Annotated in this window: 14 protein-coding genes; 6 read left to right on the top strand and 8 right to left on the bottom strand. The window is 70.3% G+C overall.

Translation table 11 applies throughout. From position 1 onward, the window contains the following. Positions 1-128: 128 nt before the first annotated feature. The 4 genes from C1707_RS20500 to C1707_RS20485 form a co-directional block, all read right to left on the bottom strand. Positions 129-1,004: a VOC family protein gene (locus tag C1707_RS20500; RefSeq protein WP_101714797.1), complete on the bottom strand. Its 876-nt coding sequence runs from the start codon at positions 1,002-1,004 to the stop codon at positions 129-131. A 27-nt stretch (positions 1,005-1,031) separates the two neighbouring features. After that, complete coding sequence (locus C1707_RS20495; protein ID WP_101714798.1) at positions 1,032-1,388, bottom strand: hypothetical protein; 357 nt, start codon at positions 1,386-1,388, stop codon at positions 1,032-1,034. Then, positions 1,385-2,611 (bottom strand): class I SAM-dependent methyltransferase, encoded by a 1,227-nt coding sequence (locus tag C1707_RS20490; RefSeq protein ID WP_101714799.1) that lies wholly within the window; start codon positions 2,609-2,611, stop codon positions 1,385-1,387. The genes C1707_RS20495 and C1707_RS20490 overlap by 4 nt, the downstream gene beginning before the upstream one ends. Before the next feature lie 87 nt (positions 2,612-2,698). Next, positions 2,699-4,000, bottom strand: a complete 1,302-nt coding sequence (locus C1707_RS20485; protein WP_101714800.1) for an MFS transporter — start codon at positions 3,998-4,000, stop codon at positions 2,699-2,701. 90 nt (positions 4,001-4,090) lie between these two features. On the opposite strand from C1707_RS20485, the gene C1707_RS27015 reads away from it, so the two are divergent. Together C1707_RS27015 and C1707_RS20480 are read left to right on the top strand one after the other, a co-directional pair. Continuing rightward, on the top strand, positions 4,091-4,336 hold the full coding sequence (locus tag C1707_RS27015) for a CoA transferase (RefSeq protein ID WP_276310638.1): 246 nt from the start codon (positions 4,091-4,093) through the stop codon (positions 4,334-4,336). Next, complete coding sequence (locus C1707_RS20480) at positions 4,333-5,328, top strand: CaiB/BaiF CoA transferase family protein (protein WP_276310637.1); 996 nt, start codon at positions 4,333-4,335, stop codon at positions 5,326-5,328. Before C1707_RS27015 ends, C1707_RS20480 begins: the two co-directional genes overlap by 4 nt. On the opposite strand, the gene C1707_RS20475 is transcribed toward C1707_RS20480, so the two are convergent. Further along, complete coding sequence (locus tag C1707_RS20475; RefSeq protein WP_101714802.1) at positions 5,325-5,933, bottom strand: CAP domain-containing protein; 609 nt, start codon at positions 5,931-5,933, stop codon at positions 5,325-5,327. The genes C1707_RS20480 and C1707_RS20475 overlap by 4 nt on opposite strands. A 183-nt stretch (positions 5,934-6,116) precedes the next feature. On the opposite strand from C1707_RS20475, the gene C1707_RS20470 reads away from it, so the two are divergent. Beyond that, positions 6,117-6,773 (top strand): hypothetical protein, encoded by a 657-nt coding sequence (locus C1707_RS20470; RefSeq protein ID WP_101714803.1) that lies wholly within the window; start codon positions 6,117-6,119, stop codon positions 6,771-6,773. A 12-nt stretch (positions 6,774-6,785) separates the two neighbouring features. After that, positions 6,786-7,472, top strand: coding sequence for an isochorismatase family protein (locus C1707_RS20465; RefSeq protein ID WP_205686795.1), 687 nt, complete (start codon positions 6,786-6,788; stop codon positions 7,470-7,472). Positions 7,473-7,495: 23 nt separating this feature from the next. Here the strand turns inward: C1707_RS20465 and C1707_RS20460 are convergent, their stop codons facing one another. Continuing rightward, on the bottom strand, positions 7,496-8,725 hold the full coding sequence (locus tag C1707_RS20460; RefSeq protein ID WP_101714804.1) for an SAM-dependent methyltransferase: 1,230 nt from the start codon (positions 8,723-8,725) through the stop codon (positions 7,496-7,498). Positions 8,726-8,959: 234 nt separating this feature from the next. On the opposite strand from C1707_RS20460, the gene C1707_RS20455 reads away from it, so the two are divergent. Further along, positions 8,960-9,487, top strand: coding sequence for a sigma-70 family RNA polymerase sigma factor (locus tag C1707_RS20455; protein ID WP_240633759.1), 528 nt, complete (start codon positions 8,960-8,962; stop codon positions 9,485-9,487). Next, complete coding sequence (chrR, locus tag C1707_RS20450; protein ID WP_101714806.1) at positions 9,484-10,119, top strand: cadmium/peroxide/UV radiation responsive anti-sigma factor ChrR; 636 nt, start codon at positions 9,484-9,486, stop codon at positions 10,117-10,119. The genes C1707_RS20455 and chrR overlap by 4 nt, the downstream gene beginning before the upstream one ends. A gap of 53 nt (positions 10,120-10,172) precedes the next feature. Here chrR and C1707_RS20445 read toward each other — a convergent pair whose 3' ends face one another. Together C1707_RS20445 and C1707_RS20440 are read right to left on the bottom strand one after the other, a co-directional pair. Next, complete coding sequence (locus C1707_RS20445) at positions 10,173-10,988, bottom strand: DUF3313 family protein (protein ID WP_164467417.1); 816 nt, start codon at positions 10,986-10,988, stop codon at positions 10,173-10,175. Between the two features lie 240 nt (positions 10,989-11,228). Next, on the bottom strand, positions 11,229-11,840 hold the full coding sequence (locus C1707_RS20440; protein ID WP_101714808.1) for a hypothetical protein: 612 nt from the start codon (positions 11,838-11,840) through the stop codon (positions 11,229-11,231). Between the last annotated feature and the right edge of the window lie 53 nt (positions 11,841-11,893).

Raw genomic sequence — 11,893 nt, 5'->3', positions numbered from 1 at the left:
TTCGGCCGCGCCTTTCTGCTTTTGCAGCTGGTCGGAACGGTGAGAGGGGGAGCCTGTTGGCGGTGAAACCTCTCACCCTCCCATGGCTTCGCCATGGGCCCCTCCCTCTCTCTCAGAGAGAGAGGGCGTTAGATTTCCACCACCTCGACCAGAGCCCCGCCCGGCGCGCGCAGTACACCGGCGCGCTTGCCGCCGTAGACGGCGCCCTCGCGTACGGCGGGCGCGACGATCCAGTCGCCCTGGACGCTGTCGAAGTCCGGGTGTTTGAGCGTGCAGATGGCGACGCCCGGCGGCAGGGCGCCGGCGTGGGCGGGGCGCGCGGTGGCCTGGGCCGGATACTGGTCGAACTCCAGGAAGACGTCCTTTTCGAAGGTCGCCGTCGCCAGGGCATGGCGGCTGTCCTTGGGAAGCGCGAAGGCGTCGTTGATCATGTTGTAGACGATGGTCATCGGCGCGCCGACGTCCAGGCCCAGGGTCTGGCCGAACCATCGGCCGCTGGCGTCCATGTCGCCGCTGGCGAGAACCAGGATGAACAGCTTGTCGATCAGGCTGCCGGGGTGGGGCAGGCCGTTGCCCGGCGAGATGATCTCGGTGAGGTAGACGATCTCGCCGTCGGGGCCCTTGACCTGCATCGGGTGGATGGTGGGCAGGCCGTCGATGCGCTTGGGCGGGCCGATGATCTCGAACGGCGCATCCTGCATGCGAGCGTTCACGGCCATCACGTCGGTGCAGCAGATCTCGATCGCCGCCCAGCCGTAGGTGCGCAGCGGCTGGTACTCGGGGACCGGGTCGCCCTCGACGAAGCGCAGGAAGACGTCGGCGCCGCTGGCCGGCTGCAGCACGGCGTAGGGACGGCCGGCGCTGGCCGGCGCGCCCCAGCTGGCGGCGAGATCGGCGGGGACCTCGCCCTCTTCGACCACGCTATAGTCGAGCCATTGGGCGTAGCGCTGCGCGGCCTGGGCGACGTTCGGCGTCACCAGGGTGGCGGCCCGTAGAAGGTTCATCGGTAGGTCCTTGAAATCGCGTAGGCTTCAGTCGCGCAGTTCGACGGCCACGTCTTCGGAGGCGACATCGCCCGTGGCGGTCGCGGCCTCGGCTTCCTGCTGGACGATGCGCAGCACGCGGGAGAGATATTCCTGCAGCCACAGGCCGCGCTCGGCGGCGGCTTCGGCGCCAGGCTCGAAGCGCTCGATCTGGGCGCGGTCGAGGCCGCCCTGGGCCTCCAGCACGCGTTCGAGCGTGTCGAGGCGGGCGCGGGTGACGGCCAGTTCCTGGACCACGGCCATGGTCACGGCCAGGACGCGTTCGACTTCCGGATTGGCGAAGAAATAGGGGCGCTTGCCGGCGGGCTTGGCGCCGGCGTCGGCCAGGGCGTCGGCGATGCTCATTGGCTTTTACGGGCTCCGATCACGCGCCAGGCGGCCTTGCGCCCATAGTCTTCGCTGTCGTCGTCGGCGGCGTCGGGGAAGACCTCGCGGTCGACCACGGCGGTGACGCCGTCGTGGATCAGTTCTTCGGCCTTGAAGCCGGCCTCGACCATGCGGGCGTCGAGGTCGATCTCGTGCAGCGTGCTCCAGAAGGGCTCGTTGTTGTAGAAGGCGTCCCAGTCGCGCATGGCCTGCTCGAACAGCGGCATGGTGGGCGCGTACTGCGGCTGCTCGACGTGCAGCACCACGCCGCCCGGCGCCAGCACGCGGCGGCTCTCGGCGAAGATCGCCTTCATCGAAGCCAGCGACAGCTCGTGCAGGAACATGGTCGTCTGCACCCAGTCGAAGCTCTCGCTTTCGAAGCGCGACAGGTCGGCGCCGTCGGCCTGGACGAAGCGGATGTTCTCGACTCCCAGCGAGGCGGCGCGGGCGGCGGCGTAGCGCAGCATTGGCCCGCCGACGTCGATGGCGACCACTTCCGCGTCGGGAAAGGCCTGCGCGATCGGCAGGGCGCTGTGGCCGACCGTGGCGCCGATGTCGAGGATGCGGCGCGGCTTGAAGTCGGGCAGGCGACGCTGCACCCAGCGCACCACGGCCTGGCCGCCGCCGTCCGAGAAGCGACCCAGCAGGCCGCCGGTGGTGGCGAAGCCGCCATGGTCGTAGTTGGCGCCGCCCGAGACGTCGCCCTCGAAGCGCTCGACGTGATAGCTGCCGGGCATGCAGTGGTGGTCGACCGCCGAGACGTAGCGCGGGATCGGCAGGGCGGGGTCGAGCTCCAGCCGGTCGCGGCCGGCGTTGAGCGCGGCGGCCTTGGCGGCCAGTTCCTCGGCCTGGCGCAGGGTGGTCCAGCGGCCGGCCTGCTGGCGCTGCTCCATGGTCAGGCGGCGCAGCGCCGACCAGGTCTGGTAGGCGGGGTCCTTCAGCAAGGCCTTGCGGACCTCGTGGCGATCCTCGGGCGCGCGGCCGTTGGCCTTCTCGAAGGCGGGCAGGACGCGGGTCTCGTAGGCCTGCTTCACGCCGGGGATGACGCGGGTGGAGAGGTGCCGGTTGAGCTGGGCCAGGACGTTCAGCCGCTCGATCTCGTCGTGCGACATCTCGGGGAACACCCCGTGGCGGCCGACCTTGCGATAGTCGGGCGGGCCGTCATAGGCCTGGATCGGCCCCTCGTTGACGCGACCGGTCATGGGCGCACTCCTACTGTCCTGACGCGAGCTTGCGCCGGCCGGCAGGGCGTCGGGCGCGTGACGACGCGAAAATCCGCCTGCCGGGGATCAGGCGCCGGGCACGGCGGCGCGCTCGCCGGCTGCCGCCTCGATGCGCGCCTCCTCGACCGCGTGCTCGGCGGCGAAGCGGTAGCGGCCCAACGGCAGCAGCACGAGGCCGCCCAGCACCAGCAGGGCCGTGGCGATCAGCAGCGAGGTCTGATAGCCGCCGGTGGCGTCGAAATCGGCCCCAAAGGCCACCGGTCCCAAGCCCGAGCCGGCCGCATAGGCGCAGTAGAGGCAGCCGTAGAGCGTCGAATAGGCTCGCGCCCCGAAATAGCGGGCGATCAGGAAGGCCAGCAGGTCGAACTCCATGCCCGCGGCCATGCCGACCAGAGCGATGGCCGTGAGGGCGCCGCCGAAGGTGGGATCCTGGCCGTGCATGATCAGGCAGCCGACCGCCGGCAGGCACAGCAGCACCAGCGCCACGCCCGGCGCCCAGAAGCGGTCGACCAGCCAGCCGCCGGCCACGCGACCGGCGATCACCGACAGGCCGACGACCGGGGCCAGGCTGACGATCTCGGCTTTCGTGAAGCCCTTCAGCTTCAGCAGGTTCTCGAGGTTGGGCAGCGGGCCGGCGATGGCGAAGGAGAACAGCAGGAAGCCGCCGGCGATCAGCCAGAACCTCGGGTCGCGCGCGGCCTCTCCCAGGGTCAGGCCGGGCAGTGGGGCGTGCAGCGTATGGACGCGGCGGGCGCCGGGGTCCTTGAAGGCCAGCAGGGCCACGGGCAGGGCGATGATCAGGGGCAGTGCGCCGGTGACGAGGTAGGCTGCGCGCCAGCCGTGGGCCTCGATCATCCACATCAGGAACGGCTTGATGAGAAAGCCGAACACGCCGGTGCCCATCAGGGCGACGCCCAGGGCAAGGCCCTTGTTGACCTCGAAGCCGTTGTTGACCGCCCGGGTCCAGGTGGTGGGCAGGGTGCCCGCGCCGACCGCGCCCATCAGCGCCCAGTTCAGGTAGAACAGCGGCAGGGCGCCGTTGGTCAGCGAGAACGCCATGAAGACGAAGGCGAACAGCACCAGGGAAGCGATGGCGACGGGCCGCACGCCGATCCTGTCGCCCAGCCAGCCGATGATCGGCCCCACGATCATCACCGCCACGGTGGCGACCGGCAGGCCCAGCATGATCGAGGCGAAGCTCCAGCCGAATTCCTTGGCCAGTTCCGGCGCCAGCATGCCGATGCTGTAGAAGGGCAGGGGCGACAGACCCAGGCCCACGCCCAGCACGACGCTGAGCAGCAGCGGCCAGCCGCGGCGGAACTCGCCTTGCGGGGATGGGCCCGCCTGGTTTTCGGATAGTTTCGCCATCGCCGTTTGCCCCGCCGCGATCACATCGGTAGGCGAGGCAGCCTGGGGCGCTCAACGTCGCCCGCAACAGGAATATCCGGAGCAGTCGCCTTGCGATCAGACGTCAGGCCCGGCGCCGCCCTTTCGGGGGTCAAGGTGCTCGATCTTTCCCGCGTGCTGGCCGGTCCGTGGGCGACCCAGGCCCTGGCCGACATGGGCGCCGAGGTCGTGAAGGTCGAACGGCCCGGCGTCGGCGACGACACCCGGGCGTGGGGGCCTCCGTTCTTCGAGACGGTCGAAGGGGGCGGGGCGACGCGGCCTATTTCACCTGCGCCAACCGCAACAAGCGCTCGGTGACCATCGACATGGCCGACCCGCGCGGCGCCGACCTGATCCGCCAGATGGCCGCCGAGGCCGACGTGGTGGTCGAGAACTTCAAGGTCGGGGGCCTGGCCAAGTACGGCCTGGACTACGAGAGCCTGGCGGCGATCAATCCACGCCTCGTCTACTGCTCGATCACGGGGTTCGGGCAGACGGGGCCCTACGCGGCGCGGGCCGGCTACGACTACATGATCCAGGGCATGGGCGGGCTGATGTCGATCACCGGCCAGCCGGACGGCGCGCCGGGCGCCGAGCCGATGAAGGTGGGGGTGGCGGTCGTCGACCTGTTCACCGGTCTGTACGCGGCCAACGCCATCCTCTGCGGCCTGCTGCACGCCCGCGCCACCGGCGAGGGCCAGCACATGGACATCGCCCTGTTCGACGTGCAGGCGGCCGTGCTGGCCAATCAGGCCAGCAACTATTTCGCGACGGGGAAGGCGCCGGAGCGCCTGGGCAACGCCCACCCCAATCTCGCGCCCTACCAGGTGTTCGCCACGGCCGACGGGGCGATGGTGCTGGCGGTCGGCAACGACGGGCAGTTCCGGGCCTTCGCCCAGGCGGCCGGCGCGCCGGGGCTGGCCGAGGATCGGCGCTTTACCACCAACGCCCAGCGCGTGGCGGCGCGAGGCGAGTTGGTCCAAGCCATGGCGCCGATCCTCGCGACCCGCGAGACCAAGGCCTGGATCGCGCTGCTGGAAGCCGCCGGCGTGCCGTGCGGGCCCATCAACGGGATCGACCAGGTGTTCGAGGAACCCCAGGCGCTGCATCGCGGCCTGGTCGTCGAGCAGGCGCGGGAAGACCTCGCCGCGCCGATCCGCACCGTCGCCTCGCCGATCCGGGCGTCGAGGACGCCGGTGGTCGTGGAGCGCCCGCCGCCGGCCTTGGGGGCCGATACGGCGGCGGTGCTCGTTGGGTTGGGCAAGAGCGAGCCCGAGATCGCCGAGCTGAAGGCGGCGGGCGTGGTCTAGCGGGCCGCCCGGGCCGCGCCTTCGGGCATGGCCCCGGCGAAGTCGATGACGCACATGGCGCCGTACGAGCGGTGGCCGCCGCAGGCGACGCCGGCGCTGCTGTAGCCGGTGGACAGGATGTTGCGGCGGTGACCGCGGCCCGGCACGCGGCTGTCGACCACCAGCTGGCGCACAACGTCGCGGGGGTCTTCGTAGCCGTAGGAGATGTTCTCGGCCGACATGCCGGCGAACACCCCGTACTTGCGCAGGCGCTGTCCCAGGCTGCCGCTGGCGCCGTGGCCGACCGAGCCGCGCGCGCCCTGGGCGCTGGCGTGGTCGCGAGCGGCGTCGTCGATCCGGCCGTCGGCGGTCAGGGGCGGCAAGGGGCGCTGGCGCTGGAGCTCGGCGATCGCCTCGTAGAGCGCGTCGCTATCTTCGCCATGCAGCGGTTCGGCGCGGCGCAACTCGTCGGCATAGGCGCGGGGATTGGCGCGGACGTAGTTGATCTCGTCGAGCACCGCCTGCTCCTGGCTCTGGGCGGCGGCCACTTGGGGCGTCATCAGTGCGGGCAGGGCGAGCAGCAGCAGTCCGGCGAGCGCCGGAGCCGGGCGACGGTAAGAACGCATACGAACCTACGATACGGAAAAAAGCCCCTCAGTCCGTGCTGTAGCACGCTTTCTGGGATTCGCACGGCGCCCCGACGTCGCACCCGAAGGCTTGCTATCCGCGAGGCGAGAAAACCGGCGACGGCGCGCCAAGGCGCCTTTCCAAGCGGCATCAAGACGGCCTGACAACCGCCGGATTCCGCGATGCTTCTCGCCCTCATCACGCTGCTGCACGTGCTGGTCTTCGTCTACTGGCTGGGCGGGGACCTGGGGGCCTTCTACACCTCGCGCTACGCCGCCGACCCGGCCCGCACGGTCAAGGAACGGGGCCTGGCCCTGAAGGTGCTGGCCGACATCGACATGGCCCCGCGCACCTGCCTGATCCTGGCCCTGCCCACGGGCCTGACCCTGGCCAAGCTGAAAAGCTGGTGGGACGTCCCGCCCGAGGGCGTGGCCGCCGTCTGGGCCCTGTGCCTGTTCTGGCTGACCATGGCCTGGACCATCCACCTGCACCACAGCCCGCCCGAGGCCGGGGTACGCCGGATCGACATCGCCATCCGCTGGGGCGTGCTGGTCGCCCTGGCCGGCTTCGGCGGGGCCAGCCTCGTTGGCCTTTCGACCGCGCCGCTGTTCCTGGCGCTGAAGATGCTGATCCTGGCCGTGGCCATCGGCTGCGGCCTGTTCATCCGCAAGCTGCTGGCGCCGCTGGGGCCGCCGGTCGCAGCGATGATGACCACGGGCCCTACGCCCGAAGGCGACGCCGTGATCGCCGCGGTGCTGGAGAAGACCCGTCCCGTGGTCGTCAGCCTGTGGATCCTGCTGATCCTCGCCGCGCTGCTCGGCCTCTGGACCCCCGCCTGAAGGAGCCCCGCCATGACCCTGCGTTTCGAACCCACCATGGTGACCGAGGACAAGACCGCGCGGCAGCTCTACGAGGCGGTGAAGGCCAATCCGGCCAGGGCCCGCTTCGGCTTCGGGAGCCGCGCGGCGGTGGTCAATATCGACTTCCAGCAGGCCTATACGCGGCCCGACCTGTTTCCCAAGAGCGCGTACGTCACCGATCCCGACCAGATCGCCCACGTCAACCGCCTGTCGGCCCTGGCCCGCGCGCGCGGCATGCCGGTGATCTGGACGCGAGTGATGTACAAGCCCGACGGCGGCGACGCCGGGGTCTGGGGCACGCGCACCGACACGCCCGACAGCCTGCAGAACATCAAGCAGGACAGCGAGCGCCACGCCTTCGACCCGCGCGTCGAGATCGACGCGGCCGTGGATCTGGTCTTCGACAAGCGCATGCCCAGCGCCTTCTTCGAGAGCCCGCTGCAGAGCTATCTGGTCTGGCACAAGGTCGACACGGTGATCCTGACCGGCGGCTCGACCAGCGGCTGCGTGCGGGCCAGCGCCGTCGAAAGCCTGTCGCGCGGCTACCGCACGATCGTCCCCGAGCAGTGCGTGGCCGACAAGCACGAGAGCTACCACTTCGCCAACCTGACCGACCTGCAGCTGAAGTACGCCGACGTGGTCGACGTGGAAGAGGCGGCGGGGTGGCTCAAGGGGTGACGGCGGCGCCCGCCGGCCGGTGTTTACGCGGGCTTGTCGATCGCCATCTGGATGACGTCGGTGCGACCCGTCCGGAAGCCCGCTTCGCAATAGGCCAGGTAAAAGGTCCATAGCCGGCGGAACCGTTCGTCGAAGGTCTTCGAGCCCTGGGCTATGGATGGGTAGGCCTTTTCGAAGCGCTGGGCCCACAGGGCCAGGGTCCGGGCGTAGTCGTGGCCGAAGCGCTCGGTTCTGCGCCAGCGCAGGCCGCGCGCGGCGATCAGCGGGGCCAGGCGGTTCTCGGAGGGGAGGGCCCCGCCGGGGAACACGTAGCGCTGGATGAAGTCGGTGCGCGCTTCGTACTCGTCGAACAGCTCGTCCTGGATGGTGATCACCTGCAGCCCGGCGCGGCCGCCGGGCTTGAGCAGCGAGCGCACCTTGTCGAAATAGACGCCCCAATAGTCGCCACCCACCGCTTCCAGCATTTCGATGGACGCCAGTCGGTCGAACTGGCCGTCCAGGTCTCGATAGTCGAGCAGGCGGATGTCGACCCGCTCGGCCAGCCCGGCCTCGAAGATCCGGCGGCGTGCGAAATCATGTTGTTCGTGCGAGATGGTCACGGCGGTGACCCGGGCGCCGATCCTGGCGGCCGCGAACTGGGCGAAGCCGCCCCAGCCGCAGCCGATCTCGACCACGCTATGGCCGGGCTTGAGGTCGATGAGGGCTGCGAGGTTTTCGTACTTGGCCGTCTGGGCCGCTTCCAGGGACTGGTCCGGCTGGCCGAACCGGGCCGCAGAATAGGTCATGGTCTCGTCGAGCCAGGCTCCGTAGAAGGCGTTTCCCAGATCATAGTGGGCGTGGATGTTGCGACGCGACCCGGCCCTGCTGTTGGCGCGCAGGCGGTGGAAGGCCCAGTTCGCGATCCTCATCGGCAACCCGCCGTCGAACAGTCGCCGGATGTGGTCGTAGTTGTTGGCCAGCGTGGTCAGGAGGGCCGCCAGGTCGGGGCTGTCCCATTCTCCAGCCATGAACCCTTCGGCGAAGCCGATGTCGCCGTTGGCGAGGATACGGGCGGCGAAGCGGAAGTCGCGCACGACGATGGTGGCCGCACGTCCCGGGATCGCGCCCTCCAGGCGGCGTTGATCGCCGCTCGGCGTGACGATCGTCAGCTCTCCCCAGGTCCAGCGGGCTGAGAGCAGCCGCATGACCAGGTCGAACAGGGCCGAGCCGCGCGCTGCGCCAGCGACGCGGATGTCGAGGGATGTGTCGGTCATCTTGGGCGGCTCTCGCGAGGGTGGCGTCCATCAGGCCTTCGGGCGAGGCGGACGTGTCGCGGGGTTCTACGGTCGAGGTCCGTGATCGGATGACGGCGCGCGCTATTTTTCGCTTCGGGTGATCCAGGCGCGCGGGCGTGCCGTATCATTCACATGCATGCGACTCGGGCCCTATCCGCACAACCTGCCAGCCGTCACGCCGTGAGCTCTCCGCGCGCGCTGGACGATCTCGTCGTGCGGGTCGGCGCCAGCCGCGACCGTGAAGCCTTCGCGGGCCTGTTCGACCACTATGCGCCAAGGATCAAGGCGATGCTGATGCGCGGCGGCGCCAGCGCTTCGGCGGCCGAGGAGCTGGCCCAGGAAACCCTGCTGGTCGTCTGGCGCAAGGCGCATCTGTTCGACCCCGCCCGCGCCTCGGCCGCGGCCTGGATGTTCACCATTGCCCGCAATCTGCGGATCGACCACTTCAGGCGCGGCTCGGTCGCGCTCCACGAGCTTGATTTCCACCTCGATGCGGAAGAGCCAGCCCAGCCCGACGCAATCCTCAGCGGCGCGCAGGACGCTCAGCGGGTGAGGGCGGCGATGCTCAGCCTCAACGCCGATCAGGCCGCGGCCATCGAAATGGCCTTCTTCCAGGAGCAGACCCATACGGAGATATCCAGGACGCTCGGCGTTCCGCTCGGCACGGTCAAGGCGCGCATCCGGTTTGGCATGATGAAGCTGCGGGCCTGCATGGAACGGGACAGGGGAGACGCGTCATGAGCCTTCGCCGTCAGCCCAGCGAGGAAAGGCTGCTGGCCTTCGCCGCGGGGACCTTGAGTTTTCCCGAGGCTGTGGTCGTGGCCACCCACCTGAGCTTGCGCCCGACCACGCGCCCGTGGGCCGAGCTCGGCGCGGCCGTGGGCGGGGTGCTGCTCGACGACCAGGCGCCGGAGGCGCTCAGCCAGAGCGCGCGGCAGGATGTGATGGCGCGCCTGGACGCCGTCGAGCTTGCGGCGGCGCCGAGGCCGGCCTTGGCCGATCCCGTCCTGCCGGCGCCGCTCGACCAGTTCGCGCTGGGGCCTTGGCGCTGGCTTGGCCCGGGCGTGCACGTGCGCGACGTGCTTGGGACCAGGGAGGGCGATTGCCGGGTCATCCTGCTGAAGATCGCTTCGGGGCAGTCGGCGCCGCGTCACACCCATGGGGGCGTGGAACTGACCTGCGTGATCGACGGCGCCTACGCCACAGAGGACGGCGTGTTTTCGCGTGGCGATTTCGAGGAGGCCGATCCGAGCGTGACGCACCAGCCCAAGGTCGTCTCCAAGGAGCCCTGCCTGTGCGTCGCCGCGCTGGACGGCCAGATCCGTCTGCCCGGCAGGCTCGGCAAGCTGCTCGCGCCTTTCGTCCGGCTCTAGGCCGCGGACGCCCTTCCAGGGCTCCAGCTCGCGAGCGCAGGTCAGCATACCCCTCATCTGGGCGGCGCTGGTTCGTCTGCGGAGCGCGCGTCGCGAGCCTGCGGCTTGGCCCCGCTCAACTCCGGTTGATAGAGCCCGGTGGCCATGCGCACGAGCAGTCCCTCGGGCCGCAGGCGCGGTCCGAAGCGCGCGCACGGATCGGGCGTCGCCACGGGGCGGGGCTTGCGATCGCGCGGCGCCAGTGCCACGGCCACGGCGTCCCCGAACGGCTCGGCCAGCTGGTGGGCGTCGCCCACCGGCGACAGCGACGGCTTGTCGGCCCCAAGCACCATGGCCTGCCGGCTCCAGACCAGTGCGGCCGCCTGGACGCCGTCAGGAGTCAGAAGCTCGGCCTCGGCCCACAGCCCGCCGACGCCGCCCGGGGCCCGCACCGAGACCGGACCCGGGATGAAGAAGTTGGCCACAGCCGAGGCGGCCGCGCCGGCCTGATTGGTGAGCTCGATCCGGGTCACCCCGACCTTGACGGTTCCCGCATCTGGCGCCGGGGCGTCGATCAGGGTGAAGCGTTTGCTGAGCTCGTAGCAGACCTGGCGATCGACCTCGTCCAGCACCGCCTGGCGGTGCTCGTCCTCGACCGAAAGCATCTGGTCCGAATGGCTCGCGGCGGGCGCGATCCACAGCCGCTCTATCGCCGTGGCCATCGCCTCGTCGCGACGCTCGTAAACCGTGGCGCGGACGGTTCCCGGGCGCTTGGCCAGGCCGTCATAGCTGCCGAGGAACCCCGAGTGCGAACCGCCGCCAGAGGCGCAGGCCGTGCATGCGGCGGCCAGGCCCGCCACGGCGGCGGCGCGGATAACCTTGTCGAACATCGTGGCCTCCTCTGTCGCCGTCGATACGGTGGTCGACGGCCGTCGGATCATCGCGATCGCAGATGTTTGAGAAGGAGAGGCGGGGCGACGCCCCGATGATCTTTCGCCACTGCGACGTGCGCTGCTGAAGATCGTGTCGCTGGCGCCTGGTTCCGGCGCGGCTAAAAGAAAAGGCCGCCGGCGCGGAGCCGGCGGCCTTCAGTCTGTGGAGTTCCAGAGAGGAAATCCGCCTGGAGAAACCTAGTCGACGACCTGGTAGCGGCCCGAAGCGTCGGGGCACACGCGGACGAAGCGCTTCTGGGTGCGGCCGTCGGGCAGGTAGATCGGGCTTTCGGCCAGGGTGCAGCCGTTGGCGTCGGCGCGGCCTTCGGTCACGCGGTAGGAGCGTTCCGACTCGTAGGTGTAGCCGTTGCCGCCGCGGCGGTCGTAATAGGCGTCGTCGTAGCCGCCGTTGTCGTAGCCGCGGTCATAGTCGTTGTAGGCGCGGGGCGGCGGGGGAGGCGGCGGGGGAACCGCGCCCGGGGCGCAGGCGGCCGAGCTGCGGCCGATGTTGCCGCCGACGACCGCGCCGAGCAGGCCGCCCAGCACAGCGCCCTCGGTCTTGGCGCCGCGACCCGCGACGCTGCCGCCGATCGCCGCGCCGATGCCGGCGCCCGCCAGGCCGCCGCCCGTGGTGCGGTTGGTCGTGCTGCGGCGGCAGGGATCGTAGTAGTAGCCGTTACGGTCGTAGGCGCCGCCCTGGTAGGAGCCTTGGCCGTAGCCGTAGGCCTGGGCGGAGGCGACGGTCGGAGCCGCGGCGCCGACGAGGGCCGCGCCGGCGACGAGGGCGCTGATGGCGGTCCGGATCATCATCGAAAAACTCTCCCTGAAAGCGGGCGTGACGATCGGGGGACCGTCCGTTGTCC

This window comes from Caulobacter flavus, assembly GCF_003722335.1.
Lineage (GTDB): Bacteria > Pseudomonadota > Alphaproteobacteria > Caulobacterales > Caulobacteraceae > Caulobacter > Caulobacter flavus.
The sequence above is the reverse complement of the archived record's forward strand: the minus strand, read 5'-3'. Positions and strand labels throughout refer to the sequence as shown.

Excerpts from the sequence above, each read along its gene's own strand:
- C1707_RS20495 (WP_101714798.1), bottom strand. The coding sequence starts at position 1,388 with ATGAGCATCGCCGACGCCCTGGCCGACGCCGGCGCCAAGCCCGCCGGC.
- C1707_RS20460 (WP_101714804.1), bottom strand. The coding sequence starts at position 8,725 with ATGACCGACACATCCCTCGACATCCGCGTCGCTGGCGCAGCGCGCGGC.
- C1707_RS20475 (WP_101714802.1), bottom strand. The coding sequence starts at position 5,933 with ATGCGTTCTTACCGTCGCCCGGCTCCGGCGCTCGCCGGACTGCTGCTG.
- C1707_RS20440 (WP_101714808.1), bottom strand. The coding sequence starts at position 11,840 with ATGATGATCCGGACCGCCATCAGCGCCCTCGTCGCCGGCGCGGCCCTC.
- C1707_RS20445 (WP_164467417.1), bottom strand. The coding sequence starts at position 10,988 with ATGTTCGACAAGGTTATCCGCGCCGCCGCCGTGGCGGGCCTGGCCGCC.
- C1707_RS20465 (WP_205686795.1), top strand. The coding sequence starts at position 6,786 with ATGACCCTGCGTTTCGAACCCACCATGGTGACCGAGGACAAGACCGCG.
- C1707_RS20490 (WP_101714799.1), bottom strand. The coding sequence starts at position 2,611 with ATGACCGGTCGCGTCAACGAGGGGCCGATCCAGGCCTATGACGGCCCG.
- C1707_RS20500 (WP_101714797.1), bottom strand. The coding sequence starts at position 1,004 with ATGAACCTTCTACGGGCCGCCACCCTGGTGACGCCGAACGTCGCCCAG.
- chrR (WP_101714806.1), top strand. The coding sequence starts at position 9,484 with ATGAGCCTTCGCCGTCAGCCCAGCGAGGAAAGGCTGCTGGCCTTCGCC.
- C1707_RS20485 (WP_101714800.1), bottom strand. The coding sequence starts at position 4,000 with ATGGCGAAACTATCCGAAAACCAGGCGGGCCCATCCCCGCAAGGCGAG.
- C1707_RS20470 (WP_101714803.1), top strand. The coding sequence starts at position 6,117 with ATGCTTCTCGCCCTCATCACGCTGCTGCACGTGCTGGTCTTCGTCTAC.